We start from the raw sequence: 26,951 nt of genomic DNA, 5'->3' as shown, positions 1-26,951 counted from the left end.
GAAAACAACGCACATAGCAGGCGATCATGAGCAGCACAGATATTCCACCGTACTTCCGGATTAACCCCGATGAGGCGCTGAAAGCGCTAGATGAACCAACCTCTTCAACCGGTTTTGCGGACATCGCCCGTGCCTGTGAAGCAGGTCGTGATGATCTGGCCAGTCGTGGATTGAACGCTGATGGCAGCCGTCAGCTGCGCAAGTTTTCCACATGGGAAATCACCCGTTATCTGATCCCCGTCGCTACCGCCCATTTCCGCCGCGTGCTCAAACAGCATCCCGATCTGCCCCAAGGCCAGTCCGAGACCAATGGCGGCGCCAAGTGGTTTACGCTGGACGAGGTGCTGCGGCTGCGGGCGCATTTTGGCAGCCAAGGATCAAAGGCGAAAGAATACCAACCTTACCGCCCCGAAGGGCTACCTGCCAAAATGGTCGCCGTTGCGAACTTTAAGGGTGGTGTTGGCAAAACCTCGACAGCTGCGCATCTCGCGATGTCCGCTGCCTTGGATGGCTACAAGGTGCTGGTGATTGATCTGGATTCTCAGGCCTCGATGACCTCTGTTTTTGGCGGCAAGGTTGAGGATGAATGGAAAACCGTCTTTCCCCTACTCGCCCGTCACTACGCCACCCACCTGCGCACCGACAATCAACGGCGGATGGATCGCGGCGAGAACCCGATCCCACTGGATGAAACCCTGACAGATGCGCTGGACGTCAAAGCGCAATCACTGATCCAGCCGACCCATTGGCCCAACATTGATCTGATCGGCGCGCAGCTGAACCTCTATTGGGCCGAGTTCCAAGTCCCTGTCTGGCGGATGCAAGGCCGTGGGTGGAAGCTGTGGGATGCGCTGACGGATATCCTCGATGATGACGGTGTGCTGGATGAATACGATATCATCTTCGTCGATACCCCCCCAGCCCTTGGCTATCTGACGATCAACGGATTGGCCGCCGCCGATATTCTACTGGTGCCTGTTGGCGCGTCATTCCTTGAGTTCGACAGCACCGGACGGTTCTTTGACATGCTGCACACGACGTTCAGTTCCATTGAAGAGGGCGAGAACCTCGCGGCCCGTGCCTTGGGCCGCCCTGAGATGGCGTTCCAGTGGGATGCGGTTCGTGCGGTGGTCACGCGCTATGATGGGTCACAGCAGGCAGAGCTTGCCGCGCTGATGCAAGCCTACCTCGGGACCACACTATCGCCGCACCGACAGGACTACACCGCGTTGATCGGGCAGGCTGGTGAACAGGTGCAGGGCATCTACGAGGCCGACTACCGCGACTTCAACCGCGAGACCTATGCGCGGGGCCGTGAGACCTTTGACAACACCTATGCTGCTTTCAAGACTCTATTGCTGGGCACATGGCGGCGCGATGAGCTGGCGCGTGACGCGGAAAAAGAGTGAACATAATACGTTTCGCGTGCGAAACATTTGGGCGTGCGGTGGTCTGAGACTTCGTTCACGCATTCGGGGGCAAGATGGCCCTCTTTGGAAAGGACCTAACACATGGCCAAACGCAAACGCCTGACCCCCGCTGTCATCACTGACGCCCCGGCGCTGGAAACCAAATCTGCGATCCCGCGCTACCCGCTGGGCGTCGCCCCTAAGACCCGTGCGCCGATTGCGGATGTGGCCCAAGATGCATCGGCTTCTGCGGCACTCACGGAAATTGCCCAGACCCTGACCGATGCCCGCAATGAGGGCCGGTTGATCCAGCGTATCCCGCTTGAACTGGTCTCTGACGAATACCTCGTGCGCGACCGGATCGACGTTGACGACGACGAGATGATCACCTTGCTCGACAGTCTGCGTGATCGTGGCCAGCAAACCGCGATTGAGGTCACAGCGATTGATCATGGCCGCTACGGTCTGATCTCTGGCTGGCGGCGGATGCAAGCGCTGCGCCATCTCGAAGTCCCCGACGTCCTGGCGATTGTGCGCACCCCTGCGGATTCCGCCGAGAGCTATCTGGCGATGGTCGAAGAAAACGAAATCCGCGTCGGGCTGACTTATTATGAACGGGCGCGGATCGTGGCGAAAGCTGTGGATCAGGGGATCTACCGGACGGACCGCGTGGGGCTTGTGACGTTGTTCCATGCCGCGTCGCGGCCCAAACGGTCCAAGATCGGGTCCTTTGTCGGGATCGTGCGGGCCTTGGATGATCACCTGCGGTTTCCCACGGCGATCACAGAACGCAGCGGGCTGGCGCTGGCCGCAGCATTAGAGGCGGATGTGACATTGGCCGATAAAATCGCGTCCGAGATCAATGCAAATTCGCCCAAAACAGCCGACGCAGAGGCGGCCATTATCGCAGCATTTTTGCAGCCAGCAACCACGCCACCAGCGGCCAAAGCCCCCGCCCCTGCTCTGGGCGGCGACTCGCTGACCGAAGCACCGCGCGAACTGGGGCAGGGTCTGAGATACAAAAGGACCGCAAAAGGGGAAATTGTTCTCAGTGGTCCCCGATTAGATGATGCAGATTTTAGGCAAAAACTTCAGGACTTTTTAACCGCGTTGTGATGCGATCCCCCTTGTTTTCAGGGGGGAATTGCAAATTTAGTGAACATAATACGTTTCGCGTGCGAAACAATCTGTTTCAGGCGCAGCCCGAATTGCCCAAATTTGAACACATGGGCATCAAAGCAGGGTCAGGTTTTACGCGATGTTAGGAGCTTCATATTAGGACCGCTGGGGGCGGGTCTAATGGAAGGAACCTGAATGTCTGTTTCTGCTGCTGAACAGTACCTACTTGAATTGATCAACCGCGCACGGCTTGATCCACTGGCCGAAGCCGCGCGCTACGGTCTGGACCTGAACGCGGGACTGGACGACGGGTCGATTTCGGCGACACCCAAACAGGTGCTGGCACATAATACCGAATTAGAATCCTCGGCGCTGGACCATTCGAAATGGATGCTCGACGAAGATATTTTTTCGCATGAAGGCGATGCTGGATCGGACCCCGGTGATCGCATCAAGGCTGCGGGCTACGAGTTGATCGGCGCATGGACATGGCGCGAAAATCTGGCCTGGACCGGATCAACCGGAACACTGGATCTGGCCGCTGCAATCGAAGACCACCACGAAGGGCTGTACCTTAGCGCCGGACACCGTGCGAATACCTTTGCGACTGATACCCGCGAAATTGGTGTGGCGCAGGTCTCTGGCCGGTTTACCCACGATGGCAGCACCTTTAACGCCTCAATGCTGACGCTGAATTTTGCAAGCTCTGGTGCGGATTATTTCATCACAGGCGTTGTGTATACCGATAGCGACAACGACGATTTCTACAGCATTGGCGAAGGTGTGTCAGGGCTGACCTTTAGCGCAGATGGCAACAGCGATGTCAGCGCTGCTGCGGGCGGCTACGGGGTTGCTGTGGCGGCCGCATCAGATGTTGGTGTGACGATCAGCCTTGGATCAGCGATCCTTGCCACGCTCGACGTTGATCTAACGGACGGCAATGCCAAGCTTGATCTGGTGACGGATAATGGCGGGACGCAATCACTGGCGCTGTCTGCCAATGCGACGCTGCTGACGGGGATCGCAGATGCGATCCTGTTGGGGGCGGGTGACCTGAACCTCACGGGCAACGACGACGATAACGTTCTGACGGGCAATAGCGGCGACAACATCCTGTATGGCGGAAATGGCGACGATACTTTGTCGGGTGCCGAAGGTGCTGACCGGTTATATGGTGGCGCGGGCGACGATCTGCTGAAAGGCGGCACTGGTCGCGATGTCAGTTGGGACCAGTTGGAATTCGACAGTGCGGCAGCTGCGGCGAATGCGGACATTCTGACAGGCGGCACGGGTGATGATCGGCTGCAAGGTCAATCCGGCAACGATGTGCTGGACGGTGGCGCTGGTGATGATCGGTTAACGGGCGGCGGTGGCCGCGATACGTTCATCTTTAACGCGGGCAACGATGTCATTCTGGATTTCACGGATCGCGTGGATAACATCCAACTAGACGGTGCTGCACTTGGCATTGCGACTGTCGATGAAGCGATGGCAATGGCGCAGATTGTCGATGGAAACGCCGTCTTTGACTTTGGTGTGGATGACACGCTGCGGATCAATGACGTGGATGATCTGTCGATCTTGTTCAATGATCTGACTGTATTTTAGAGACTGAAAACGACCGACTTGGCAAAGCCCGTGATCAATCAGGTTGCGGGCTTTTTGCTATGATAGAGCCTGTTTTTGTTGGCGGCGAAACATCCCCGCAGCTATCTGGTGGAATAGAACATTTCAGGCAGATAGTTCAGCGGATGACCAAAGGCCTCTTCGAACAGCGATAGCGGTGTTGGCCATGCCGGGGCGAGCGTTGCTTCGATATTGCTGACGTCCATCTCAAGGCTGGCGTGGTGCTTTTTCGCCAAGGCCCGCATCGGTCCGTTTTCACGCAAACACAGCATGTGCAGAGACTTCAATCGACGGTTCTGGGCGGCGGCGATCAATCGGCTGAACAGGGCTTCGCCGATCCCGCCTTCTTGCCAATCGGGTTCGACGAGCAGGGCAACTTCGGCGCTGCGATTGCGCGGCCAGCTGTCCCAAACGCCACGCAACTCGGCGACGCCGCGTAGTTCGCCTTCGAGGAAAGCACCAAAGACAATCGCGTCAGCAGACAAAAGCTGGTCGGCGTAATCATCCACAAAATCGTCGGTCACAATCCCGCCAAAGCGCAAGCGGCGGGTTTCAGCATCAAGTCTGTGAAAGTGGTCAATCAGTTTGCTTTGATCCGTCGGCCAAAGCCGCCTGATCAGAGGATGAAAGCGTTGTGTAACATGGGACACGGGACTGAACCTTTTGTGCTGCCGGACGCGCCGACGGTAATTTCCCCTCTTGCCAGTAATGTAATGCTGCACCGCAGCGTCGTCCAGTGTTAGGGGGCTAAACTGCCGTAAAGTAAAAGTGTTCAGACGTGTAAAATACGTCAAACGATGGTGGAAAATAACTGGAAAACACTGCCTTTAGGGCGAGTTAGGGTCGTTTTGCGCATGCTATACGGTAAGGGCGTCAAAAAATGTCGATTTGGCCCGCGAGCAGGTCAAGATCGTCGAAATCATCCAAACGCAGACTATTGCCGCTGCCAAAGTCGAGCAGGGTGTCCGCACCTGTGTCGGTAGCAAAGCGGTCCACGATCTGGGATGCGGTGAGCGATCCGGTCCACAGCGCGTCGTCCAGTGCGATCCGGTCGGTGATCGGGTTAAAGTCGGTCGCGCGATCTTGTCCGCTGCGAAACACGAAGGTGTCGCGGCCCCCACCTCCGGTTAGTAAATCGTTACCGCTGCCACCATCGAGACGGTCATCGCCTGCTTGCCCGTAAAGTTCGTCATTGCCTGCGTCGCCTTCAAGCGTGTCGGCGTTGGTGGATGTGAAAGCTGTGGTCAGGCTTTGCCAGCCATCGTCGCGGCCCGCGCCGCCGAACAGGAAATCATGGCCGGAACCGCCACGCAGCAGGTCGTTGCCTTGTCCGCCGAACAGTAAATCCGCGCCCGCCCCGCCATAAAGACGATCATTGCCGCCCATGCCATAGATCAGGTCGTTGTCGTCGCTGCCGGTCAATGTATCGGGATCGCGGGTGCCGTAGATTTCATTGGTGGGCGTGGGTTCAATCGGGTCGGGTGTCGGTTCGCCCAGTTCGGGGCGATCTGGCAAATCAGGGACATCGGTTATGGGGCCGGATGTGCCTGCCGTGATGATCTGCGGGATGCGGGCAGGGGCGATCAAATCAGTCTCTACAAAGCCGGAAGCCGCGATATCTGTGCCATTGGCGCTGCGCAGGATCAGGATCTCGTCGCCGTAGGTGATCTGGATGCCACCCGTGAGTGCGGTGAAATACAACTGGTTGATGCTGCGCAAGCCGTTCCAATCGGACAGGTCGAGCGTGTCTTCGCCTTGGGTGAAGTCGCTGATCGTATCCGTCTGCCCGTCTGCGGCCATCACAAAGACGTCCGCGCCCGCGCCACCGGAGAGCGTGTTTGCCCCGTGCGGGTCGATGATGACGTCGTCATTGGCGTGGATGCTCAAGGACAGGCGCGTGAGACCAGGATCGGTGGCCGAGGCTGCAAAGATGTCGATGCTGGTCCCGTTGGACCGGGCGGCGAGCGCGCTGATATTGGCGAGCGTCATGGTGGTGGTGTCTGCGATATGAGCGCGGGCAAGCAGGCGGCCGCCGTTCAGGACTTGGAATGCGGTGATGCCGTCGTCAGATCCGCCCGCAAACACCCATGTTTGACCCTGATGGACCGTGGTCGCCAGCGCCGTCACACCGTCAAAGCGGGTGTTGCGATCGTCAATGACATGATCGACCACAGCTAATTCGCCAACCGATCCGGTGGAAATCACAGTCAGTGACCCCGATCCGGCAGAGGCCATGACCACGTAATCCTGACCATCGACGTTGATCGCTTCAATCGCGGTGGGGCTGGATACCCAAAGCCCCGTTTCAGGCCGCAATGTTTCGCGCGCGGTCAGGTTGCCTGCGTCGCGCACCTGCCATGCGCTGATCCCGAGATCGGCGGCGCTGGCTGTGAAGATGAAAGTCACACCGTCAATGATGCTGGTGGCCATGGCGGTGATCTGGTCGGCGGCGGTGCGGCCCTTGTCGCTGATCGTGGTGGTGCTAATGACGGTGCCAGCGGGGTCCATGATGACTTGGACAATGCCGGAATCGTTGGAAATACCTGCGTGGAGACTGGTATTTCCCCCCAGCAGCGTCGTGACCACAGGCTGCACAAGCGGCCCTGCAAAGCTGTTGGTGCCGCCGAGTGTGCTCGCCGTGCCAAGCGTGCCGTTGGCGTGTAGGTCGCGCAGGGTCAGCCCCCCTGACACACCGCCACCCGATAGTAATTGCCCGTCCCAGAACGCAAGCGTCGGCTGATTGCCCGCAATCGGTCCAATCGCGAACCCGTCACTGTCGCGCGGCGCAAGCGTGTTGCCTGCAATATCCCAACTGTCGATCTGCCCGTCAAAGCGCGTCGTGCTATACAGCACATCACCAAGCGCACCTGTCCCTATCGCAAGATCAGTGATCCGCGATGTACCGATATCCGCAGGGCGCAGGATCATCTGGATCAGGGCAAACTCAGGCACAAAGGCAACCGTGTACAACGCCCGGACACCCCCGAGCAGGTTGCCTATCAGTTGACGCAGTCTGTGCAGTTGCGGCGGCACAAATGTGGCAAGGCTGCGGACCTTATCGGTGTTTTAGCTCAAAGCGTGAAATGTTAAATTGCGCTGCGGTTTTGGTTCGAATTTGCGGTTTCCCATTGGGGGGCGGTTTGGGCTAAGTGTGAGGGATATATGGAAAGGATCACCATGCCTCCGAAGTTTGGAACCAGCGGCCTGCGCGGCCTTGTTGTGGAATTGACGCCCGCCTTGGTCGCGGATCATGTGCAGGCGTTTATCGCGGCCTGTCCGGTGGGGACGGGGATTTGGGTCGGGCGTGACTTGCGACCATCATCCGAGCGGATCGCGCAAATGGTGATGCAAGCGGCGATGGACGTGGGCGTGAACGTGGTTGATTGCGGCGATGTGCCGACGCCCGCCTTGGCGCTGGCAGCGATGAATGCGGATGCGGCGGCGGTGATGATCACGGGCAGCCATATTCCGGCGGATCGCAACGGGCTAAAGTTTTATACGCCGGCAGGCGAGATCACAAAGGACCACGAGACAGGCATTTTGGCTGCATTAGGGTCTAAAATGGCCGCTGGATCGGGCAAACGTGGCCGCGATATCGCCGTGCCGATTGCCTATGCGGCGCGGTATGTAGACGCCTTTGGTAGCGATGCTTTGGCGGGGATGACGATTGGCGTCTACACGCATTCGACCGTGGGCCGTGATCTGTTGATGCAAATTTTGGAACGGTTGGGGGCTGAGGTTGTCGAGCTCGGGCGGTCCGACAAATTCATCCCCGTTGATACCGAAGCAGTTGATCCCGCGACCCGGGCGCAACTGATCGCATGGGCGGCGGAACATCCGCTGGACGCGATTGTGTCGCTGGATGGGGACGGGGACAGACCACTGCTGACCGATGCTGCGGGTCAGGTCGTGCCGGGCGATGTGCTGGGGCAGATCACCGGCGCGTTTCTGGGGGCCGAGATTGCCGTGACGCCCGTGTCCTCGAACACCGGCGCAGAGAGCGTTTTTGATAAAGTTATCCGCACCAAGATCGGATCACCGCATGTGATTGCAGGCATGGAATGCGGCGGCAAGGTTGTGGGCTACGAGGCAAACGGGGGCTTCTTGCTGGGTTTCGCTGCGAACGGGCTATCGCCGCTGATGACACGCGACGCGGTTTTGCCGCTGATCGCGCCGCTGATGGTGGCAAAAGGGCAGGGGGTCGCCAGCATGATCGCCGGACAGCCCGCACGGTTCACCGCAACAGGACGGGTCGAAAATGTGCCGACAGAGGTATCATTGGCGTTTGTGGCCTTGTTAGACACTGATCTGGACGCGCGCGCGGGGTTCCTTGCGGGGATCGACGGGACAGAGGCCAGTGTTGACCGCACCGACGGCTTGCGCATGACACTGACCGACGGACGGGTGGTGCATCTGCGTCCATCGGGCAATGCGCCAGAATGCAGGTTCTACGCAGAGGCGGGCAGCGCGGAGGCGGCGCAACAGGCATTAACCACAGGTTTGACCGCGTTAGAGACTGCTTTACGCGGCTAGTGTCACATTTGGGCAAGCGTGGTTTTGGTTTTGGAAGGCTGTGTCGTTTGGCACAGCCGCTGCGTGGTTTTTGCGGTATCTAAGGGGGATACAGTCCCAACGCCCGCCGGATACATGCCTGATACCCAAACACCTTTGCTGTCGATCATCGTGATCAGCTACAACACCCGCGACATCACGCTGGCTTGTCTCGCGTCGGTCTATGCGGAAACGACGACACCGTTTGAGGTGATCGTGGTCGACAATGCATCCAGCGACGGGTCGGCAGAGGCGATTGCTGCGGCCTTCCCGCAGGTCACGTTGCTGAAGGAAACGGTAAACCACGGCTTTGGGCGGGCGCATCATGTGGCGATGCCGTATGCGGTGGCGCCGATGGTGTTGCTGCTGAACCCCGATACGGTGGTGCTGAACGGGGCGGTGGATAAGTTGCTCGCCTTTGCAGAGGACCACCCCGACGCGGGGATCTGGGGCGGACGGACACTTAACGCGGAGGGCAGCCTGAACCCAACGTCTTGCTGGGGGCGGATGACGCTGTGGTCGCTGTTTTGCCGGACGGTTGGACTGACGGCGATCTTCCCGCGATCCGAAGTGTTGAATGCGGAAAACATCGGGCATTGGCCGCGTGATGAAATCCGACAGGTGGATATTGTGTCGGGGTGTTTCTTTTTGCTGAAACGCAGCACGTGGGACAGGCTTGGCGGGTTTGATCCGATCTATCATATGTACGGCGAAGAGGCCGATCTGTGTCTGCGCGCGGTGGCTGACGGGTTGCAGCCGATGATCACGCCAGAGGCCGAGATCGTGCATTATGGGGCCGCATCAGACACTGTTCGGGCGGATAAAATGGTAAGATTGCTCTCGGCCAAGATGTCGCTGATAGAGCGGCATTTTCCGATGATCAGTCGCGGTCTGGGGCGGCAGTTGCTGCGGTTCTGGCCATTGTCGCGGGCGATTGCTTTGGCTGTCGTTGGCGGTGCTGCGCGGCGTAAAAAGGCGGCCGAGTGGTATCAGGTCTGGACGCGGCGGGCCGAGTGGCAGAACGGTTTTGCGCCGGATTAACATCCGTCGCCAGTGTTGGGGGGCTGGCCCCCCAAACCCCCCAGGATTTCAATAAGTCAAAGAAGCCAGAGGTTCGGGATTTATTAACCTCCTTGGTGTTTCATTGTCAGGCGGTCCAGGCAGGGATGCGGATGACCGTAGTCGAAGAAGCCGCCATTCAGTTGCCGACGTTTACGTGGACGACTGAGTGGCGCACTTTGTGTTTCTTTGACTTTTTCTAAATCCCGGGGGGTGAGCGGCGTCTTGGAAAAGGTCCTGTGGACCTTTTCAGCCGTGAACGAAGGGCGGGGGCTGGCCCCCTAACTGGTGCTCAACTAGAGTTGATCCGCTTGGATGAATCCCACACCTGCAGACACGGCTTGGCGTGATCGGATGATGTCCCCACCAGCCAGCCAGTACGAGTTCTTGAACTCTAGCGCTGGTCCTTTGCAGTCTTCTTCGAATTTTGTTGTTGTGCGGCTGCCGCCGATGATTTGGATGTCTTCGGATCCGACCCGTGTGATTGTGCAGGTCAACTCGCGTGTTGCGATCTGGTCTTCGGAGGTCAGGAAACTTTGCAGCCGTCGTGCTGTGCCGCCGCCTGCGTTAAGTGCTGCGCGCACGCCAATAGGGTCTACACCCATCAGGTCATCGGTGAGCCCGCGTGTGCCGACGAGAATGCCGTCCTCAAACGCCATCGTGACTTTGCCGGGGCTGATCCATGTGATGTTGCGGCCGTTTTGCGCGACTTTGGTCATTGGTGCGACTGCGTCACGCGCGATGATTTTGACCAAAAGCACTTCGCCCGGTGCCGCTGTTGCGACCGCAGGCGGGATCGCGGGTGCTGCTGGTGCGGCGGTGTCGCCAAGGCCGGTTGCTGATTGTGCAGCCCCCAGTAGCGTGCTGCCGAGGCTGTCCTCGTAGAGTGGGCCGCAGGCGGTGAGACCTGCCAGAATGAGGCTCGAACACAGGGTTTTCATCGAAATATTCATCGCCAGAACCGTCCAAATGTATCGCCAAATCGACCGGCAGTGTGTCCGTCGCGCACGATGTCATAGAGCCTGCCATCGACGTTTAGTCGCGCCCCGCCGTCGCGTTGCAGCGACTGGAGGTTGGTGTTGACTTTGTCCTGCGTGGCGTTGCCGATGAAGAAGTCGTTTGGCACGGTGATGCGGATACCCTTGTCGAATGACCCTTCGCCAAATTCATCAAATGGCACGTCTGTTAGCGTGAAATATGCCCCCACACGCCAGCCATTGTCGAATTCGCGGTCCAACCCGAAGGTCGCGCCCCAGTCGCCTGCCAGATAGCGGCCCACATCGACTTGGGCGTGGAACCCGTTGTCAAAGCTGTAGTAGCCCGAGACGTGTCCGGTCACGACGTCGTAGTCTTGGAATGTGAACAACTGGTCGTAGTCGCGCTGTGCGGTGTAGTTGACTTCGGCACCAACAGCGAGGCGGCTATCGACGGGTTTCCAGAGCAGTTCGCTGGAAATACCGCCGTGCATGTCTTCGATGTAGCCTGCGGTCACACGGCTATAGAGGTCCGCGCCGGGGCGTCCGTAATGGGCCAAAGTCAGTGTCTGTATCACGGGATTACCGTCTTGACCGTAGTAGCGTCCGTCGGTGCGGACGTTTTGCAGATCGTTCTCGGTTTCGGTCTCGTCTGCCAGTGGCAGGTCACGCAGGCTTTGTCGCACGACGCCTTTGGCGATGATGTTGGGGGCGAATGTGTACCGCGCTTTCAACTCGATCCCGCCGTCGATTTGCACAGGGGCATCGCCGTTGAACACGATCAGTTTCGCATAAGGGCCAATACCCCATGTGAAGGCGGGTTCCAGATCAGGCGTATAGGACAGGCCGGTGCTGGGCCCTGCGTCGCGGGTGATGCTGGACTGCGCAAGCGCCTCGGCCCCGCGTGCCCGATTTTCCTGTGTTTCAAGATCACGGCGCTGGATGGTGGTGGCTTGCAGGGGAATGCCGCGTTGCTGCGGCTCTAACACAAAGGTTTCCACGGCGGCTGGTAATTGCGCCGATAGGATGCGGGCGACGCGGCCCATCGCCTGCGCCTCCGAGCGGAATGTGGTGTTGGTGTAGCGCACACGGGCCACGGTATCGGCGGTCACGTCGTAGCCGTTGAGCGTGATTCCTGCGTCTTTTAGGGTCTGTATAAGGGTTTTCTCGTCGGTGCCCCATGATGCGGCTGCCGCTAAATCTGCCGGACGGACCCGCACGGGGGGCGGTGCTGTTTCGCGCCCGCCGGGTGATTGGCGCACACGTGGGTTCAGCGTGAGCGTGGCCCCCGCTGCCAGTTCGGACCCGTAGAGATAGGCTAGCTGCAGGTCCAGCCCCGGTTTATAAGTGTAGTTCAGGCCGACGTTGATCGGGCTGCGGTTATCCAGCGTGCCGTTGTCGGTTTCAGAGACATAACCGTCGGACGAATATTCCGCCTTGAGCGTCAGCTTGTCGGAATAGCGGTAGGTGATCCCGCCAAACACGCCCATATCGCCGCGAAAGAAATCGCCAGTGACGGTGCCACCTTCCTCATATTCGGATTTGTCACGCACAGGGCGCGTGTCAAAATAAGAGTCTAACGCGCCAAGGGGATTGCTGATGCCGTCGCGGCTACCCAAGCGCCCCCAACCCAGACCTGCGGTCACGTCGATCCTGTCGGTGATGGTTTTGGTCGCCACGATGTATTCGGCAGACAGATCGCCGGTGCCAAGGAAATCCTGCAAGCCAATCGCCACATCGGGCAGCAGATCGGTTTCTTGAATGAGGCGGTAGCGCAGATCAAAACTGCGGTCAAAGGTGCCGTCGGTGCCGGGTCCGTCTTCTTGATCGATGCCAGCATAGCGGAACGTGCCGGACAGGTTCGGCAACAGTTGGAACGTGAAACTGCCACGTTGTTGCAGAACGAATCCACCGATGGTCGCCGCGATTTCGGCATCAGGGGCCATACGGGCATTGGGCGTGTCGATCAGACCCGGAACACCGTAAAGATTATAGCTCAGGTCTTGGCCCATTGCGGTATTGCCCGCCAAAAGCGCCATCAGCGCGGTCCCGCTGGCCAATATTTGCCTGATCTGCATGTGCTGCTCCGGTCGTCTCGTTTGCCCTAAACTAGCGCATATCTGGTGGATGGGAAACGGCGCAGAGGCAAAATGTGGGAAAACTTGCCGAAAAATCTGAATGATGTGGGGGGCTGTGCATTCCGACAACAGGTCCGGGGTCGTGTGTTGGGGGCTGTTTCGGTGATGTGTGAATTGTTTTAGGATCGGGGTAACAATAAAAAGCAGTGCCTAACATGACCATATCTCCATCATTCTCCAGCCCGCGTCGCATCCTGATCGTCGTGGAAAACCTGCCTGTGCCGCTGGATCGTCGCGTCTGGCTCGAGGCCACGACGCTGGTGAACGCGGGCTACACGGTCAGCGTGATCTGCCCGATGGGCAAGGGCTGGGACAAAGCCTACGAGGAAATCGAGGGCGTGCATATCTACCGCCACACCGAACCGCCAGAGGCACATGCGGGGGCTGCGGCCTATGGAAGGGAATATTGGCACGCGATGCGCGCATGGTTCCGGCTGGCGCGTGTGGTCTGGCATGAGCGCGGTTTCGACGTGATCCACGGCTGCAATCCGCCCGATCTGATCTTTATTCTGGCGTGGTGGTACAGGCTGTGGGGCGTGAGCTATCTGTTTGACCATCACGATGTCTGCCCCGAGTTATTCGAAGCAAAATTCGAGAAAAAGGGCCTGTTGTATAAGGTCATGCTGATCTGGGAACGGATCACATTTGCGACGGCCTCTGTGTCGATTGCCACAAACGAAAGCTTTAAAGCGATTGCGATGCGGCGTGGCAAGATGGCGGATGAGGACGTGTTTGTGGTCCGCTCTGCGCCGAAACTCGACAACTTTGTGCCCGGTCCGGGGGATGTGTCGTATCGGCGTGGTGCGGGCACGGTGATGGGCTACGTTGGCGTGATCGGGCAGCAAGAAGGCATGGACCTGTTGGTGGACGCGGCGGATCACCTGATCAATACGCTTGGCAAAACCGACGTGCATTTTGTGATCGTGGGCTTTGGGCCGCATCTGGACATCGTGCAGGATGACGTGAAAGCGCATGGGTTAGAGTCTTATTTCACCTTCACAGGACCGCTTTATGGTGAAGACATGCTGGCGGTGCTGAACTGCATCGATATCGGCGTGTCACCTGATCCCAAAAACGCGATGAATGACATTTCCACGATGAACAAAGTCATGGAATATATGACGTTGGAAAAACCCACGGTGCAGTTTGACCTGACCGAGGGGCGCGTGTCGGCGCAAGGTGCATCGCTTTATGCACGCGCCAACGACCCAATCGATTTTTCACGAAAAATCGTCACGCTTATGGATGATCCCGAAGCCCGCATACGGATGGGCCGCGAGGGCCGCGCACGTGTGCTTGGCGCATTGTCATGGGCGCATTCAGTGCCGCATCTGTTGGCGGCTTACAATCGTGTGTTTGCGAAACGCGGATAGGGCGGGACGCTTGCCAGCGGGGCGAGTTGTTTTGGCGAAATGAAGGCGCGGGTGCACTTTGTGCTTCTTTGACTTTTTCTAAATCCCGGGGGAGCCCAACGGGCGGGGGCTGGCCCCCATCTGCCCTTTATTCTGGAATAAAGCTGGGAAGGCGTTGCAACGCATCGGCCATAAACCCTTGCAGGCGTGCGTCGGCATCTGCCTCTGTTTCACCGTCGTGGATGGGGGTAGTGAACCGCACCATCGCCCCGTCTGTTCGTCCGCGTGTAAAGCTGTCGTAGACCACTGTTGCTTTGGCCGCGTAGTCGTTGGTCATGCGCCGCCCCCGTTGGTCGAACCAATAGTAGACCAGTTGTTTGGACAGGCCTTTTTGGATCACCGCCCGATTGACGTTGAAGTCACCGTAGATCGTGGTGGGTTGTGAGACGGCGTAGGGATCAAGTGAAAAGACTTCCCAACCGCCCACGGGCAAGCAAACTTCGGGTGAATGGATGCCGGACCCTTCGGTTTGAGAAGCGTACCATGCCGCAAAGAAGCTGACGGTCGTGGCCCCGTCCGGTGCGAGGTAGGTTGTGTTGATATAATCGGTGGCCCCGAGCGAAGTTTCGACGTCCGGTTCGAGTGGCATCGCGTGTCCGCGCCAGCCCGCCACATCCAGCGGGAACAGCGCAAAGACATCACGTTCAGGCATGATCCGTGCGGGGGCAGGGGTGAAGACAAAGGTGGCGGTGATCAGTGTCGACAGCGCCAACCCGATCATCATGCCGCGTGACGGGGCAATTTGCAGGACGGTCGCAGCTTCGCCACCCAAACCGTCGGTGTCCAGATCGACCACGTCCCGCAGGGATTTGGGGTTGCGCGTGAGCCGTTGCAGCCCGAGGGCCGTGACAAACAGCAGCGCGATGCAGGTGCCAAAGATCACCCAGCCTTCAAAAAAGTGCAGGAACCCTTCGGCCTGGCCGATCCCGTAGGCGTTCACCAGCATCCCGATGATGCCGATCCGCACAGAGTTCATCACAACGGTCAGCGGCACTGCCAGCGCGAACAGCACAACTTTGTGCCAGTAGGGGCCGCGGTACAAGATTGCCATCAGGTAGGAGAACGACAGGATCGGGAACAGGTAGCGCAAGCCGGAACAGGCATCCGCGACTTGCAGTTTATACACGCCGAGGTCGATGATATTGCCTTCGAGGAACACCGGAATATCGGCAAGGCGGATGAACCAGACCCCAAGTTCTGACGAAACCAACTGCAAGGCGATGGTCAACTGCCAGTAGATGATCTGCGGCAAGGGCAGCATGAAGATCAGGTGCAGTACAGGTGCCCAGTGGCGGCGGCCTTGGTCCCAACCCATGCAGGTCAGCATCACGCCGCCGACCCAGAGGATCAGCGCGTAGGCCACGATATCAGGGATCGCCACGAGATTGCCAAAGATGCCCAAAGCCAGCGCAAACACCGTCAGGGCAATGCCGGGGGCCGTGCGTTTGGTCGCATCAATCGGGGTGATGAGGCGGCGTTCGCGCAAAAACAGGTAGAGCGAGATCGCAGGGATCAGCGGTCCATGGCTATATTCGGGGGTGATCCACGCAGCACCCAGCATCGCAAAACCGGACCAATAGACAGGCAATGCCACGACGATCAGGGCCAGCAACAGGCCCACACCGCCCAGATTGATCTGGGGGAATTGCGCGCGCGCGGGGATATGTGAAATCTCGGTCATGATTGTTCCCAGCTAGGCAACAATCGGGGCGAAATGGTGGCGTGATCAGGGTGACTTTGCGGGGCGCTGTGGGCTTTGTGCCGGCAAGGGTTTTCCGGCGGGTGCTGTTGCTTTGATTGTTTCCCACAGCATGACAATGCCCAGTGACCCCAGCGTGACCACAACCGCCAAGCTGGTGCTGTTGTCAGGGATCATATGGCTGCGCATTGCGACGGCGGCCACGGCGGGGTGTATCAGGTAGATCCCCAAAGATGCGCGGGCGGCAAAGGCCGAGACTGCGTTCGGTTTGGTCTGGATCACATGGCAGATGATAAGCGCGGTTGTAGCGATGCCCAATTGCAGCAGGCCAACCGTCCAATTGGCCGACAGCGCCATGCAAAAGAACAGGGCTGTGACCGCGATCATCCGCCCGACCCGCCCGCCTGTCAGCGCAAGTGCCGCGCCGAGAAACACGGAGGGCAGCGCATAGGCCCATTCAGCGATGGGGCTTGCGAGGTTTGCGATTTGCCAGAATGCCAACGCCATCAGCGACAGGCACATCAGCGTCATACACAGGTGTAATTGCACGGCGCGTGACATATGCGTCATCCAGCGGCCCAAAGGCCAGACGGCGAGGCAGATCACAAAGGCGAAGGGCAAAAACCACAGGTGGATCGCCGTACCTGTGAGCCACATAGTTGTATTGAATTCAGAGGCCCATGTCGCCCCGCGCGAGACATCTGCCATTTTAAGCCCGCCAAACAGCAGCGATGCCGCGAGCCATGGCAGGATCAAGCGGCGTCCGCGTGCGGCGGCATAGCGTAGGAATGCGGGGGCACGGTGTTTGGTGCAGCGCAGATGGCTGATCTGCGGGACCGCCAGAAAGACCAGCAGCATCAAGAAATACGACAGGCCGCTATAGCCGATATGGCCTTGTGGTGCGCCGGTGTGAAACCAGATGATCCCGATCACGGCGATCAGGCGGACATAGTCGAAACTGGCGTTGCGGATTGGATCAGAGGTCATGGCAGCATCCTTGTGGCGGGCTGCGCTGAGTGTGGCTGTTTGTGGTTACTAAAGGGTTAAGACCGGTTTTGACGAAGATGAGCCGTCGAAACGAAGCCTTTAGGTTTCACCTGTACTGATGGGGGATGACCTTTGTGCCGCCCTCTCGTGTGACCGCCGCCCCCGCTGAAAAAGCGGGGGTGCTGCGACGTATTGCGGTGCTGGCGGCGTTTGTGATTGTGGTGGCTGTCTTGGCTAGCTGGCCACGGCGGGGCCTGCCTGTTGTTGTGGTGTTTTCGCCCAACCTATCGCTGGGCGAAATTGATCTGCGGATCACCAGCGCGGGCGGTGCGCTGGTTGATTTTGGCCGCTTCAAAGGCGTGGTTGTGGGGCTCAGCCCTGATCCGGATTTCGCCAAGAAACTATACGCCAACGGGGCGCTTTGGGTGATGGATGGCGCGTTGACGACGGGGTTATGTGTGGTGCCTGCCGGGTGACTGCGCCCGCCCCGAGTTAGAATAAATCCTGCCAGATTGTGCCATCAAAACAACGCAGCTTTGCTGATGCGCTGTCGAAATACACATCGCCTGCCGTGCCGCTGGCGGGTTCTGTGCGGGGTGGCAACGACAAGACCTCGTTGATTTGCACCGCACCTGTGGCCCCGGTCACGGTCAGACCTGTGAACCATGTGGCCCCGTCGCTGACCTTGACCGCGAAATCGTCGCTGCCCGCCAGCCCCATTTCGGCGCGCCCTGACCAGTTGGATTGGAACAACAGGCTGGCGGTGTCTGTGGTGCTGGCTTTGTTCAGCTTCAGCTGATGACCGGCGCCCGCGTGATTGAACAGCACGGCCTCAGAGGCGACAGAGAGCTTGTTGGTGGCGTCTGCGACGGCGTTTATCCCGATGCCTGCCATGTTATCGAAAGACGGCAGCTGCCAATTTACCCCGCTATAGACCCGCATTTCGCCTGCGGTGGCATCATACGCCTGCCAGCCCGTTTGCGGTGTGATGAACAGCCACCCACCACCGCGAAAACTGGCGATTTTACCTGCCTGATCTGTCCATGCACCGGTGGGGGCCGTGCCGATTGCCCATGTCTCGCCGTCGGATGGGGCGGCGGGCGGTGTGCTGGCGTCGAAACCTTGCACGCTTAGCTGTACGATCATGTCTAACAGCTCGATCGCCTCGTTATGGGTCACGTGTTTTTGGGCCTGTGCGGGCTGGATATAGGGCAGGTTCAAGTGGGGTGAAGTCTGGGACATGGGGCGCGCGCCTTTGCAAAAGCTAACAGATGCCCCTAGCTGGCCCACGACCAATGAAGGCTTTGCGACCGCAGCGCACGGTATTGTCCCACATTTCGCAACACTTTGTTTCGTATTAAATCTTTCGAAATTTAACGGTATCGTTGACTCAAATATGTAAACGCTTGATCAAGGTGCAGGCGCTTTATTTAAATAAGAGATTTCATATGTTTTCTATTTTCCGCGACTTCTTTGGGGGTCGGTTGCTTGGTGTGTTTGAAGCTTTGAAAGACGCGCTGAGTTTTGTTGGCCGTAACAATACCCTTGATCTGGGCCCTGATGACGGTGTCCGTGAACAGGTGCTTCTCAATGAACGCAGCGTGACGGTGCGTGCGGATGTGGACGGCGCTGATGTGACGTTGACGACTGCGGCCAATTTGGTGCGACTGGCAGGACCGGGCGATTTCACGGTGCAGACGGCTGCGGTTGATACGCGGGTCTATGGCAACGACGCGGATAACACCTTTATCGGGAACACTGCACGCGACGTGCTTTATGGCGGCGACGGTGCGGATACGATGTACGGCGGCGATAATGACGACGTTTTGTATGGCGGCGCGGGCGACGATATTCTGGTCACGGGCAACGGACGCGACCGCGTTTACGGCGGCGACGGCGATGATGTTTTCTACGTGGGCACAGGTCAGGACAAGCTTTATGGCGGTGCGGGTGATGACACCTATGTGGTGGATACATCGGGCGAGAACCAAGTCCTGATTTATGACCTCGAAGCGGGCGATGTGATTGATCTGGGCGGACTTGGCGGGGCGCGTAGCCTTGATGAACTGCTCGCGGCTGGTGGCCGTGCTTATCAATCAGGCGCAAACGTGATTGTCAGCTACGAGGACATCCAGATCCAGCTACGTGATTACAATCTCGCGGACCTCAGCGCGGACCAATTTGCGTTTACCACGGTCCCTGGCGAATTGGGCTATACGCCTGCGGATGATGTGACGGAAATCAACATTGGTGGCGTGATCTATAAACGCCGCGATGCAGAGCCTATGCACGCGAATTACAAGCTGACCGATGGCAAAGGCACCTACTGGTCGCCGGATTATTTCGTGATGGTTGTTGGTGGACAATCTAACGCGGTGGGCAGTGGCACCGGCGCTGATTTTGTCCGCAGTGATGATGTTGTGGCCTATGATTGGGTCAACGATACGCTGGTGCTGGCAGATTATGACGAGGCTCCGGCTGGCGGCGATGCCCGCACGGGCGCGTCATTGCGCAACAATTTCTACTTCCCAGCCGCGACCGAACTGGCAGATACTTTGGGCCAACCTGTTCTGGTTGTCGCCCACCCTGTATCCGGTTCGCGGATTGATACATGGCTGGAAACTGGCACTGGTGAAAACTGGGCGGCGCTTGATCCTGAAGTGTCTCGTGCCTTGGCTTTGGTTGGCCAAGACAGCGCTGATGCGTTCCTGTGGCACCAAGGCGAAAGCGATTATCCGGTCCCGACTGCAGAGTACAAAGCGCTGGCGCTGCAACTGGTGGACCAAGTGCGCGACAGCGCGTGGGGCACCGATGATCTGCCGTTCCTGTTTGGCGAATTGTCCAAGCAAGGTGTGAACTGGGCGCAAAATATCGCGCTGCAAGAGCTCGAATTGGAAAACACAGACGCTAACATCGGCTTTGTCAGCTCTGCGGGTCTGATTTCCGAAGAACTCAGCGGTGTGCATTTCACTGGCGAATCTTTGAATACATTCGGCGGGCGCTACGTGGATATGTTGAAAAACATCTTGTTTGGCCTGACAGCGGCACCAAATACGGCCCCGACGGTTGCGATTGATGCGCCGATCCCGGATCACATCACGATGGCCGAGGGCGAAGAGCTGCGTCTGGATGTCAGCGACTATTTCACCGACGCGCAAGGCGACGAGCTGTATTACTACGCTTACCTGAACAAACGGAACACCTATCTTCAGAACTCGGATCAAGACACAGACGAAGTGATCCTGACGCCAAGCTATGATCACGCAGGCACCTACCGTCTGTATGTCTACGCCAATGATTTCAACCTCGACGGCGAGGCGATCGAGATCAATCTGACAATCACCGAGGCCACGCCATTGGTCACGATCTACAACAACCGTTACTTTGATACGGCTGCGCTCAGCTACCGTGATCTGGAAACAGGTCTCGCGGCGCTTGAGCGCAATCGCGGTATCGACATTCTGGATCAGGCAGCGCTTGACCCGAATGATCCGATCACGCTTGTGGTAGATGTTCAGCACATTCGCGGCGATGCCTCTATTGAGGGTGAATTTGTTCTGGGCGACATGATCGACGGAGAGGCTGTCTCGCAGGCGTATTTCTACGGCGAAGGTCGGTTTAACGTGGCTGGCAACGCCGCTGATAACTATATCTGGGGCTCTGACGGCGCGAATATCATGTACGGCAACGACGGTGCGGATCGTCTCTACGGCAACGGCGGCGATGATACGCTTTATGGCGGCGCGGGCAATGATCGGCTTGAAGGCGGCGACGGGGATGATTTGATCATCGTCGGACGTGGCAATGATCAGGCCTATGGCGGTGCTGGTGGGGATACGTTTGTCTTTACGCTGGGCGACGAAGACCTGTACGTGCGTGATTTTGATGCGGATGATGTGGTGCAGATGGTCGGTTTCGGCTTTGATGACCTTGATGATCTGCGCGAGAATGCCTTGATCCGCGACGGCAACGGACGCGTGATCATCGACATTGGCGATGACCGTATCCAGCTGACGGATGTGACCCCCGATACGCTGTCCGAGGATCACTTTATCTTTGCATAGAGCCTAAAGCGGCTGTTTTGCGAGGGCGTCAAAACCCCGTAGCGTCTTAATCAGACTGGCCATTTGATCCACTGGGATCATGTTTGGCCCGTCTGATGGCGCGCGGTCGGGGTCTTCGTGGGTTTCAATGAACAACGCGGATACACCCACGGCACAGGCCGCACGGGCAAGCACGGGTGCAAATTCACGCTGGCCGCCGCTGGTGGTCCCTTGCCCACCCGGTTGTTGCACCGAATGGGTCGCGTCAAACACAACCGGATAGCCGGTCTGCGCCATGATCGGCAGGCCACGGAAATCAGAGACAAGCGTGTTGTAGCCAAAGGACGTGCCGCGATCACACAGCATGATCCGCTCGTTGCCAGTAGAGGCGATTTTCTCGGCGACATTGCCCATGTCCCAAGGCGCCAGAAACTGCCCCTTTTTGACATTGATCGCGGCACCCGTTTCGCCAGCCGCAATCAACAGATCGGTTTGGCGGCACAGGAAAGCGGGGATTTGCAGGATATCGCAGACCTCAGCGGCGGGGGCGCAGTGTGATGCGTCATGCACGTCTGTCAGGATCGGCACGCCAAATTCGGCTTTGATTTTGGCAAGAACCTCTAGCCCTGCGTCCATGCCCAAACCGCGCTGCGTCGTGACCGACGACCGGTTTGCTTTGTCGTAGCTGGCCTTGAAAATGAACTGGGTGCCTGTGGGTGCGCAGGCCTCTGCGATTTTCTCGGCCATCATGCGGGCGTGATCGAGGGATTCAAGCTGGCAAGGTCCGGTGATCAGCGCAAAGGGGTTTGATCCACCAATGTTGATGTCGCCGACGGTGACGATTTTGGGATCTGTCATTGGGGGTTTTCCTTCAGTGCGGTTTCAATGCGGTCCACGTCTGCGGGGTTGTTGAGTTCCCAAAACACATGGCCGCGCCCGTCGACTTCGACGCAAGCAACCGTGTGACCGTTTTCCAAGAACCGCAGTTGTTCCAACCCTTCGCGGGCCTCAAGCGTACCCGTGGGCCATGTCGTATATTGTTTCAACGCGGCAGGGCGGTAGGCGTAGACGCCCACATGGTGGAACACGGGGATCGGATCGGGGACTTTGCCTGGGTCAATGAACGGAATGACCTCTTTCGAGAAATACAGCCCATGACCGCGATTGTTGAACACAGCGGTGGTGCCACCAACGCGGCCTTCGCTGCGATCTTGGATGAAATGCGCGTAGGTCTGCGCGTCGCAGCGCAAGACAGGCGTCGCGACCATGGCGTCCGCGTCTTTTGCCATCGCGTCGATCAGATCGTCGATGAACCACGGCGGCGTCAGCGGCGCGTCACCTTGCAAGTTCACGATCAGGTCGGCGTCAATCTGCGGCGCGGCCTCTGCACAGCGTTCGGTCCCGTTTTCGCAGTCAGAGCTGGTCATGATCACATCCGCGCCAAAGCTGCGCGCATGATCCGCGATCCGGTCGTCGTCGGTCAGGACATGCACGGTGCAGTCGGTTTTGACCTTTTGTGCACAGTCCCATGACATCTGGATCAGGGATTTCTTGGTGCCGTCAGGTTGGGTGAGTTCCACCAGCGGTTTGCCCGGATAACGGGTCGATGCATAGCGGGCAGGGATCAAGATAGCGGTTTTCATTTAGGCAACTCCGGCCCTTAGCAGATCGTGCAGGTGGATCATCCCGACGGGATGGTTTTCAGCGTCCACGACGACCAACGCGGTGATTTTACTGTCGTTCATAATGGCGAGCGCGGACACGGCCAGCGTGTCTTCTTGCACGGTCACAGGGTCTAACGTGGCGATTTCGCCCGCATTCCGCGCCATCAGATCATCCATATTACGGCGCAAATCGCCGTCGGTGACGATGCCAAGAAGCGTATCGTTTTGAGTGACACAGGCCACACCAAAGCCGCCGGACGTCATCGCGATCAGCACCTCGGGCATCGGCATGTCGGCGGTGACGACAGGAATAGTGTCTGCACCGTGCATAATTTCACCAACACGGGCCAGCTGCGCGCCCAGTTTACCACCGGGGTGGAAAACTTGGAAATCTTCGGCCTGAAACCCACGTTCGACCATCAGCGCAATCGCAATCGCATCCCCTAGCGCCAGTGTGACGGTGGTGGATGTGGTGGGCGCGAGGCCCATCGGGCAGGCTTCTTCAAAGGGCGGCAGGACCAGTTTGTAATCGGCTGATTTCATCAAGGTGCTGTCAGGCTTCGCGGATATCGCGGCCATCGGGATGTTGAACCGTCGGGTATAGGCGATAATATCGCTGAGTTCGCGGGTTTCGCCTGAATTAGAGACTAATAGGCAGATATCATCACGCTGGATCATACCCAGATCGCCATGGCTTGCCTCTGCGGGGTGCAGATACATGCAAGGCGTGCCGGTGGACATGCAGGTCGCGGCAATTTTGCGGGCGATATGGCCGGATTTGCCGATGCCAGACACGATCAGACGCCCCGACGTGCCAAGAATACGCGCGATTAACGGCATGAAGTCGGCGGGCATATCGTCGGCGAGTTTGTAAATCGCGTCCGCCTCAAGCCGCATGGCGGCTTGAGTAAAGGCAAGGGTCGTGACGTCGTTGGTCATGGGGCTATCCGTCTATGAGACGCAGTAGATAGTCACCATATGCGTTTTTAGCAAACATCGCGGCGCGTTCGCGCAACTGCTCTGGTGTGATCCAACCGTTCTCGAATGCGATTTCCTCAAGGCAGCCTGTTTGCAGCCCTTGGCGGTTTTCCAGCGTCCGCGCAAAGTTGCCTGCATCAAGCAGCGAGGCGTGGGTGCCAGTATCAAGCCAAGCGTAGCCGCGACCCATTTTGTGGACTTGCAGCTTGCCTTCGGCGAGGTAGAGCTCCAACAATGTGGTGATTTCCAGCTCGCCGCGCGGGGATGGTTTGATTTCGCGGGCCTTTTTAGGTGCGTCACCATCAAGGAAATAGAGCCCAGTCACCGCGAAGTTCGACGCAGGGTTTTCCGGCTTTTCAACGATGCTAGTCACAGACCCGTCTTCGCCAAACCCAACGACGCCGTAGCGTTCCGGATCGCGGACTTGGTAGCCAAAGACTGCATTTTCGTCTCTACCATTGGCCTTTTGTAGCATTTCGGTCAGGCCGTGGCCAAAGAACAAGTTGTCGCCCAAGACCATTGCAGAGGGTGCGCCGTCGAGGAAATTTTCGGCCAGCAGATACGCCTGTGCCAGACCGTCAGGGCTATCTTGGATGATCCATGTAAAGCTGACGCCCCATTGTGATCCATCGCCAAGCACGCGCTTGAACTGGTCTTGGTCCTGCGGCGTGGTGATGATCGCGATCTCGCGGATACCGGACAGCATCAACGTGCTGATCGGGTAGTAAATCATCGGTTTATCGTAGATCGGCAGCAGTTGTTTCGAGACCGCCATGGTGATCGGATACAGCCGCGTGCCAGAGCCGCCCGCGAGGATAATGCCTTTGCGTGTCATGTGAGGTCCTTTACAATGGTAACGAGGCTTTTGCGCCAATCGGGGCGTTTGATGCCAAAATCAGTCTCTAACGTGGAACAATCAAGTCGCGAGTTCAGCGGACGGGCCGCTGGTGTCGGGTAGTCTGTTGTGGGGATCGGGGTGATTTCGCAGGTGATGCCTGCTTGATCGAATATCTCGGCGGCAAAGCCTGCCCATGTGCAATCTGGTGCGCCTGAGAAGTGGTAGATGCCGCTGTCTTTGCGTCCATCCGCATAGGCACGGGCCATGGTCAGTAGTGCATCAGCGATATCGTCAGCGGCTGTTGGCCCACCTGTTTGGTCGTCGATGATGGTCAGCACATCGCGGTCCGCACCGAGCCGCAGCATGGTTTTGACGAAGTTATTGCCGGTGGACGAGACAACCCAAGAGGTGCGCAGGACAGCATAGACACCGCCCGCCATTTCAATCGCTTCTTCGCCACGCCGTTTGGTGGCGCCGTACACGCCAAGTGCGCCAGTCTCGTCATCGGGTTGCCAAGGCTGGTCGCCGTCGCCCGGAAATACGTAATCGGTGGAGATATGTAGGAACGGGATGCCGCGTTTCGCAGCAGCGCGGGCCATGGTGCCAACCGCCAAATGGTTCACCTGTTCGGCCTGATCGCTGTCTGTTTCCGCCTTATCAACGGCTGTGTAGGCTGCGGCGTTGATGATGACGTCGGCATCTGTCGCCTCAATCGCGGCGCGCAGCATGTCGGGCGCGCCGAGATCGGCTTGATCGCGGCCAAGGCAGATGACGTCGATATCGCCCGCACGTTTGCGCAGGGATGTGGCGACTTGTCCGTTTTCACCGAAAACCAGAACCCTCATGCTTTGGTCCCCAAACGCACGCCAACGCCGTCGCGGGCTTGCAGCGGTTTCCACCACGCCTCGTTGTCGAGATACCATTGCACGGTTTTTTCCAAACCTTGTTCCAGCGTGACCGATGGCCGCCAGCCCAATTCAGTGCTGATCCGCTGCGGGTCAATCGCATAGCGGGCATCATGGCCGGGGCGGTCTGTGACAAAGGTGATCAGGTCGGCATAAGGCGCTGTACCCGGTTTTTTAGTGTCTAATACGGCGCAAATCATGCGGACCAGATCAAGGTTTGTCGCCTCGTTCTCGCCGCCGATGTTGTAGCTACGACCCAGCGCGCCTTTTTGCACAACGGTCAGCAGCGCGTCGGCGTGGTCCTCGACATAAAGCCAGTCGCGGATGTTGTCGCCCGCGCCGTAGATCGGGATTGGCTTGCCCGCCAGCGCATTTAGGATCACGACGGGGATCAGTTTTTCGGGGAAATGATAGGGGCCGTAGTTGTTTGAACAGTTCGACAGGACCACAGGCAGCCCATAGGTTTCGTGCCACGCGCGGACCAGATGATCGCTGGATGCCTTGGACGCAGAGTAGGGGCTGCGTGGATCATAGGACGTGTCCTCGGTGAACATGCCGGTCTTGCCGAGCGATCCGAACACTTCGTCCGTTGAGATATGGTGGAACCGGAAATCATCGGGTTTTCCGCGGCCTTCCCAATAGGCACGGGCGGCCTCTAGCATCGTGTAGGTGCCGTTGATGTTGGTGATGATGAACTCACCCGGCCCGTCGATGGACCGATCCACATGGGATTCAGCGGCCAGATGCATGATGGCATCGGGCTGATGATCGGCGAGAATGCTGTCTAATGCGGCGCGATCACAGATATCGGCCTGCACAAATGTGTAGTTTGCGTGGTCGGAAACATCGGCCACATTTTCGAGACAAGCGGCGTAGGTCAGCTTGTCGAGATTAACGACCGCGTGACCATCGCGGATCGCCTGACGCACAACGGCGGAACCAATAAACCCGGCACCGCCGGTAACTAACAACTTCATGATTGGGCCTCAAAGGTGAAGGGGGTGTCGAAATCGGCAAGGAACGGCGCGTCGGCATCTTTGCCGGACAGGGTCACGTCGCCCTCATTCACGCCCCAGTCGATTGCGATGGTCGGGTCGTTCCAGCGAATGCTGCCGTCTGTGTCTGGCGCGTAATAATCAGAGCATTTGTAGACGACTTGGACATCAGGCGTGAGCGTGAGAAAGCCGTGCAAGAACCCTTTGGGCACAAACAACTGGTTGCCAGTGTCGGCTGACAACGGCACCGCGACCCATTGCGCGTAAGTGGGCGAACCGCGGCGAATGTCCACGGCCACGTCCAGAATTGTGCCTGCAACCACACGGATCAGTTTGTCCTGCGCGGATGGCGGGGCCTGAAAGTGCAGACCGCGCAGGGTGTGCCGCTCTGCCGAGAGCGAATGATTGTCTTGGCAGAAATCAATATCAAGACCGGCCTCGGCGAGAGCTTTGCGGTTCCATGTCTCTGAAAAGAACCCACGGTGATCGCCGAAACGGGCGGGGGTGATCTCTAAAACGTCAGGCAGGTCTGTTGGCGTGATTTGCATGGGTAA

General features: G+C 58.2%; 22 protein-coding genes. 8 read left to right on the top strand and 14 right to left on the bottom strand.

The window, feature by feature from the left end; all coding sequences use genetic code 11:
* Nucleotides 1-26: 26 nt before the first annotated feature.
* From FHS72_RS16140 to FHS72_RS16130, 3 genes are all read left to right on the top strand, one after another.
* Nucleotides 27-1,409: an AAA family ATPase gene (locus FHS72_RS16140; RefSeq protein ID WP_183530726.1), complete on the top strand. Its 1,383-nt coding sequence runs from the start codon at nucleotides 27-29 to the stop codon at nucleotides 1,407-1,409.
* Between the two features lie 102 nt (nucleotides 1,410-1,511).
* On the top strand, nucleotides 1,512-2,525 hold the full coding sequence (locus FHS72_RS16135) for a ParB/RepB/Spo0J family partition protein (RefSeq protein WP_183530725.1): 1,014 nt from the start codon (nucleotides 1,512-1,514) through the stop codon (nucleotides 2,523-2,525).
* A gap of 198 nt (nucleotides 2,526-2,723) precedes the next feature.
* Nucleotides 2,724-4,136 (top strand): CAP domain-containing protein, encoded by a 1,413-nt coding sequence (locus tag FHS72_RS16130; RefSeq protein ID WP_183530723.1) that lies wholly within the window; start codon nucleotides 2,724-2,726, stop codon nucleotides 4,134-4,136.
* 101 nt (nucleotides 4,137-4,237) lie between these two features.
* Here the strand turns inward: FHS72_RS16130 and FHS72_RS16125 are convergent, their stop codons facing one another.
* Both FHS72_RS16125 and FHS72_RS18630 read right to left on the bottom strand, forming a co-directional pair.
* Nucleotides 4,238-4,804: a GNAT family N-acetyltransferase gene (locus tag FHS72_RS16125; RefSeq protein WP_183530721.1), complete on the bottom strand. Its 567-nt coding sequence runs from the start codon at nucleotides 4,802-4,804 to the stop codon at nucleotides 4,238-4,240.
* Between the two features lie 223 nt (nucleotides 4,805-5,027).
* Nucleotides 5,028-7,106, bottom strand: a complete 2,079-nt coding sequence (locus FHS72_RS18630; RefSeq protein WP_183530719.1) for a M10 family metallopeptidase C-terminal domain-containing protein — start codon at nucleotides 7,104-7,106, stop codon at nucleotides 5,028-5,030.
* A gap of 225 nt (nucleotides 7,107-7,331) precedes the next feature.
* On the opposite strand from FHS72_RS18630, the gene FHS72_RS16115 reads away from it, so the two are divergent.
* Both FHS72_RS16115 and FHS72_RS16110 read left to right on the top strand, forming a co-directional pair.
* The gene (locus FHS72_RS16115) at nucleotides 7,332-8,687 is read left to right on the top strand and encodes a phosphomannomutase (protein WP_183530717.1); all 1,356 of its coding nucleotides are present in this window, start codon (nucleotides 7,332-7,334) and stop codon (nucleotides 8,685-8,687) included.
* 114 nt (nucleotides 8,688-8,801) lie between these two features.
* Nucleotides 8,802-9,746: a glycosyltransferase family 2 protein gene (locus FHS72_RS16110; RefSeq protein WP_183530715.1), complete on the top strand. Its 945-nt coding sequence runs from the start codon at nucleotides 8,802-8,804 to the stop codon at nucleotides 9,744-9,746.
* A 314-nt stretch (nucleotides 9,747-10,060) separates the two neighbouring features.
* Here FHS72_RS16110 and FHS72_RS16105 read toward each other — a convergent pair whose 3' ends face one another.
* The gene (locus FHS72_RS16105) at nucleotides 10,061-10,717 is read right to left on the bottom strand and encodes a YjbF family lipoprotein (protein ID WP_183530713.1); all 657 of its coding nucleotides are present in this window, start codon (nucleotides 10,715-10,717) and stop codon (nucleotides 10,061-10,063) included.
* Nucleotides 10,714-12,816 (bottom strand): YjbH domain-containing protein, encoded by a 2,103-nt coding sequence (locus FHS72_RS16100; RefSeq protein ID WP_183530711.1) that lies wholly within the window; start codon nucleotides 12,814-12,816, stop codon nucleotides 10,714-10,716. The genes FHS72_RS16105 and FHS72_RS16100 overlap by 4 nt, the downstream gene beginning before the upstream one ends.
* A gap of 215 nt (nucleotides 12,817-13,031) precedes the next feature.
* Between FHS72_RS16100 and FHS72_RS16095 the strand changes: the two genes are divergently transcribed.
* Complete coding sequence (locus FHS72_RS16095) at nucleotides 13,032-14,249, top strand: glycosyltransferase family 4 protein (protein ID WP_183530710.1); 1,218 nt, start codon at nucleotides 13,032-13,034, stop codon at nucleotides 14,247-14,249.
* A 127-nt stretch (nucleotides 14,250-14,376) separates the two neighbouring features.
* Here FHS72_RS16095 and xrtD read toward each other — a convergent pair whose 3' ends face one another.
* Both xrtD and FHS72_RS16085 read right to left on the bottom strand, forming a co-directional pair.
* The gene (gene xrtD / locus FHS72_RS16090; RefSeq protein ID WP_183530708.1) at nucleotides 14,377-15,969 is read right to left on the bottom strand and encodes a VPLPA-CTERM-specific exosortase XrtD; all 1,593 of its coding nucleotides are present in this window, start codon (nucleotides 15,967-15,969) and stop codon (nucleotides 14,377-14,379) included.
* A gap of 45 nt (nucleotides 15,970-16,014) precedes the next feature.
* A complete protein-coding gene (locus FHS72_RS16085) occupies nucleotides 16,015-16,974 on the bottom strand; it encodes an acyltransferase family protein (RefSeq protein WP_183530706.1) in 960 nt (319 codons plus the stop codon).
* 134 nt (nucleotides 16,975-17,108) lie between these two features.
* Between FHS72_RS16085 and FHS72_RS16080 the strand changes: the two genes are divergently transcribed.
* The gene (locus FHS72_RS16080) at nucleotides 17,109-17,450 is read left to right on the top strand and encodes a hypothetical protein (RefSeq protein ID WP_183530704.1); all 342 of its coding nucleotides are present in this window, start codon (nucleotides 17,109-17,111) and stop codon (nucleotides 17,448-17,450) included.
* A 16-nt stretch (nucleotides 17,451-17,466) separates the two neighbouring features.
* Here FHS72_RS16080 and FHS72_RS16075 read toward each other — a convergent pair whose 3' ends face one another.
* Entirely contained in the window at nucleotides 17,467-18,216 is a 750-nt protein-coding gene (locus FHS72_RS16075) for a DUF2793 domain-containing protein (RefSeq protein WP_183530702.1), read from the bottom strand.
* 206 nt (nucleotides 18,217-18,422) lie between these two features.
* Here FHS72_RS16075 and FHS72_RS16070 point away from each other — a divergent pair, with 206 nt between their 5' ends.
* The gene (locus tag FHS72_RS16070) at nucleotides 18,423-21,038 is read left to right on the top strand and encodes a sialate O-acetylesterase (RefSeq protein WP_183530701.1); all 2,616 of its coding nucleotides are present in this window, start codon (nucleotides 18,423-18,425) and stop codon (nucleotides 21,036-21,038) included.
* Between the two features lie 3 nt (nucleotides 21,039-21,041).
* On the opposite strand, the gene kdsA is transcribed toward FHS72_RS16070, so the two are convergent.
* From kdsA to rfbC, 7 genes are read right to left on the bottom strand one after another with little or no spacing between them, the layout of a single operon-like run.
* A complete protein-coding gene (gene kdsA / locus FHS72_RS16065) occupies nucleotides 21,042-21,875 on the bottom strand; it encodes a 3-deoxy-8-phosphooctulonate synthase (RefSeq protein ID WP_183530699.1) in 834 nt (277 codons plus the stop codon).
* Entirely contained in the window at nucleotides 21,872-22,660 is a 789-nt protein-coding gene (locus tag FHS72_RS16060; RefSeq protein ID WP_183530697.1) for a 3-deoxy-manno-octulosonate cytidylyltransferase, read from the bottom strand. The genes kdsA and FHS72_RS16060 overlap by 4 nt, the downstream gene beginning before the upstream one ends.
* A complete protein-coding gene (locus tag FHS72_RS16055) occupies nucleotides 22,661-23,620 on the bottom strand; it encodes a KpsF/GutQ family sugar-phosphate isomerase (protein ID WP_183530695.1) in 960 nt (319 codons plus the stop codon).
* Between the two features lie 4 nt (nucleotides 23,621-23,624).
* A complete protein-coding gene (rfbA, locus tag FHS72_RS16050; protein ID WP_183530693.1) occupies nucleotides 23,625-24,494 on the bottom strand; it encodes a glucose-1-phosphate thymidylyltransferase RfbA in 870 nt (289 codons plus the stop codon).
* Nucleotides 24,491-25,342: a dTDP-4-dehydrorhamnose reductase gene (gene rfbD, locus FHS72_RS16045; RefSeq protein WP_183530691.1), complete on the bottom strand. Its 852-nt coding sequence runs from the start codon at nucleotides 25,340-25,342 to the stop codon at nucleotides 24,491-24,493. Before rfbD ends, rfbA begins: the two co-directional genes overlap by 4 nt.
* Nucleotides 25,339-26,379, bottom strand: a complete 1,041-nt coding sequence (gene rfbB, locus FHS72_RS16040; protein WP_183530689.1) for a dTDP-glucose 4,6-dehydratase — start codon at nucleotides 26,377-26,379, stop codon at nucleotides 25,339-25,341. The genes rfbD and rfbB overlap by 4 nt, the downstream gene beginning before the upstream one ends.
* Entirely contained in the window at nucleotides 26,376-26,945 is a 570-nt protein-coding gene (rfbC, locus tag FHS72_RS16035) for a dTDP-4-dehydrorhamnose 3,5-epimerase (RefSeq protein ID WP_183530687.1), read from the bottom strand. Before rfbC ends, rfbB begins: the two co-directional genes overlap by 4 nt.
* Nucleotides 26,946-26,951 lie beyond the last annotated feature (6 nt).

The organism is Yoonia ponticola (genome assembly GCF_014199395.1).
Classification (GTDB): domain Bacteria; phylum Pseudomonadota; class Alphaproteobacteria; order Rhodobacterales; family Rhodobacteraceae; genus Yoonia; species Yoonia ponticola.
This window is presented reverse-complemented; position numbering and strand designations above follow the sequence as displayed.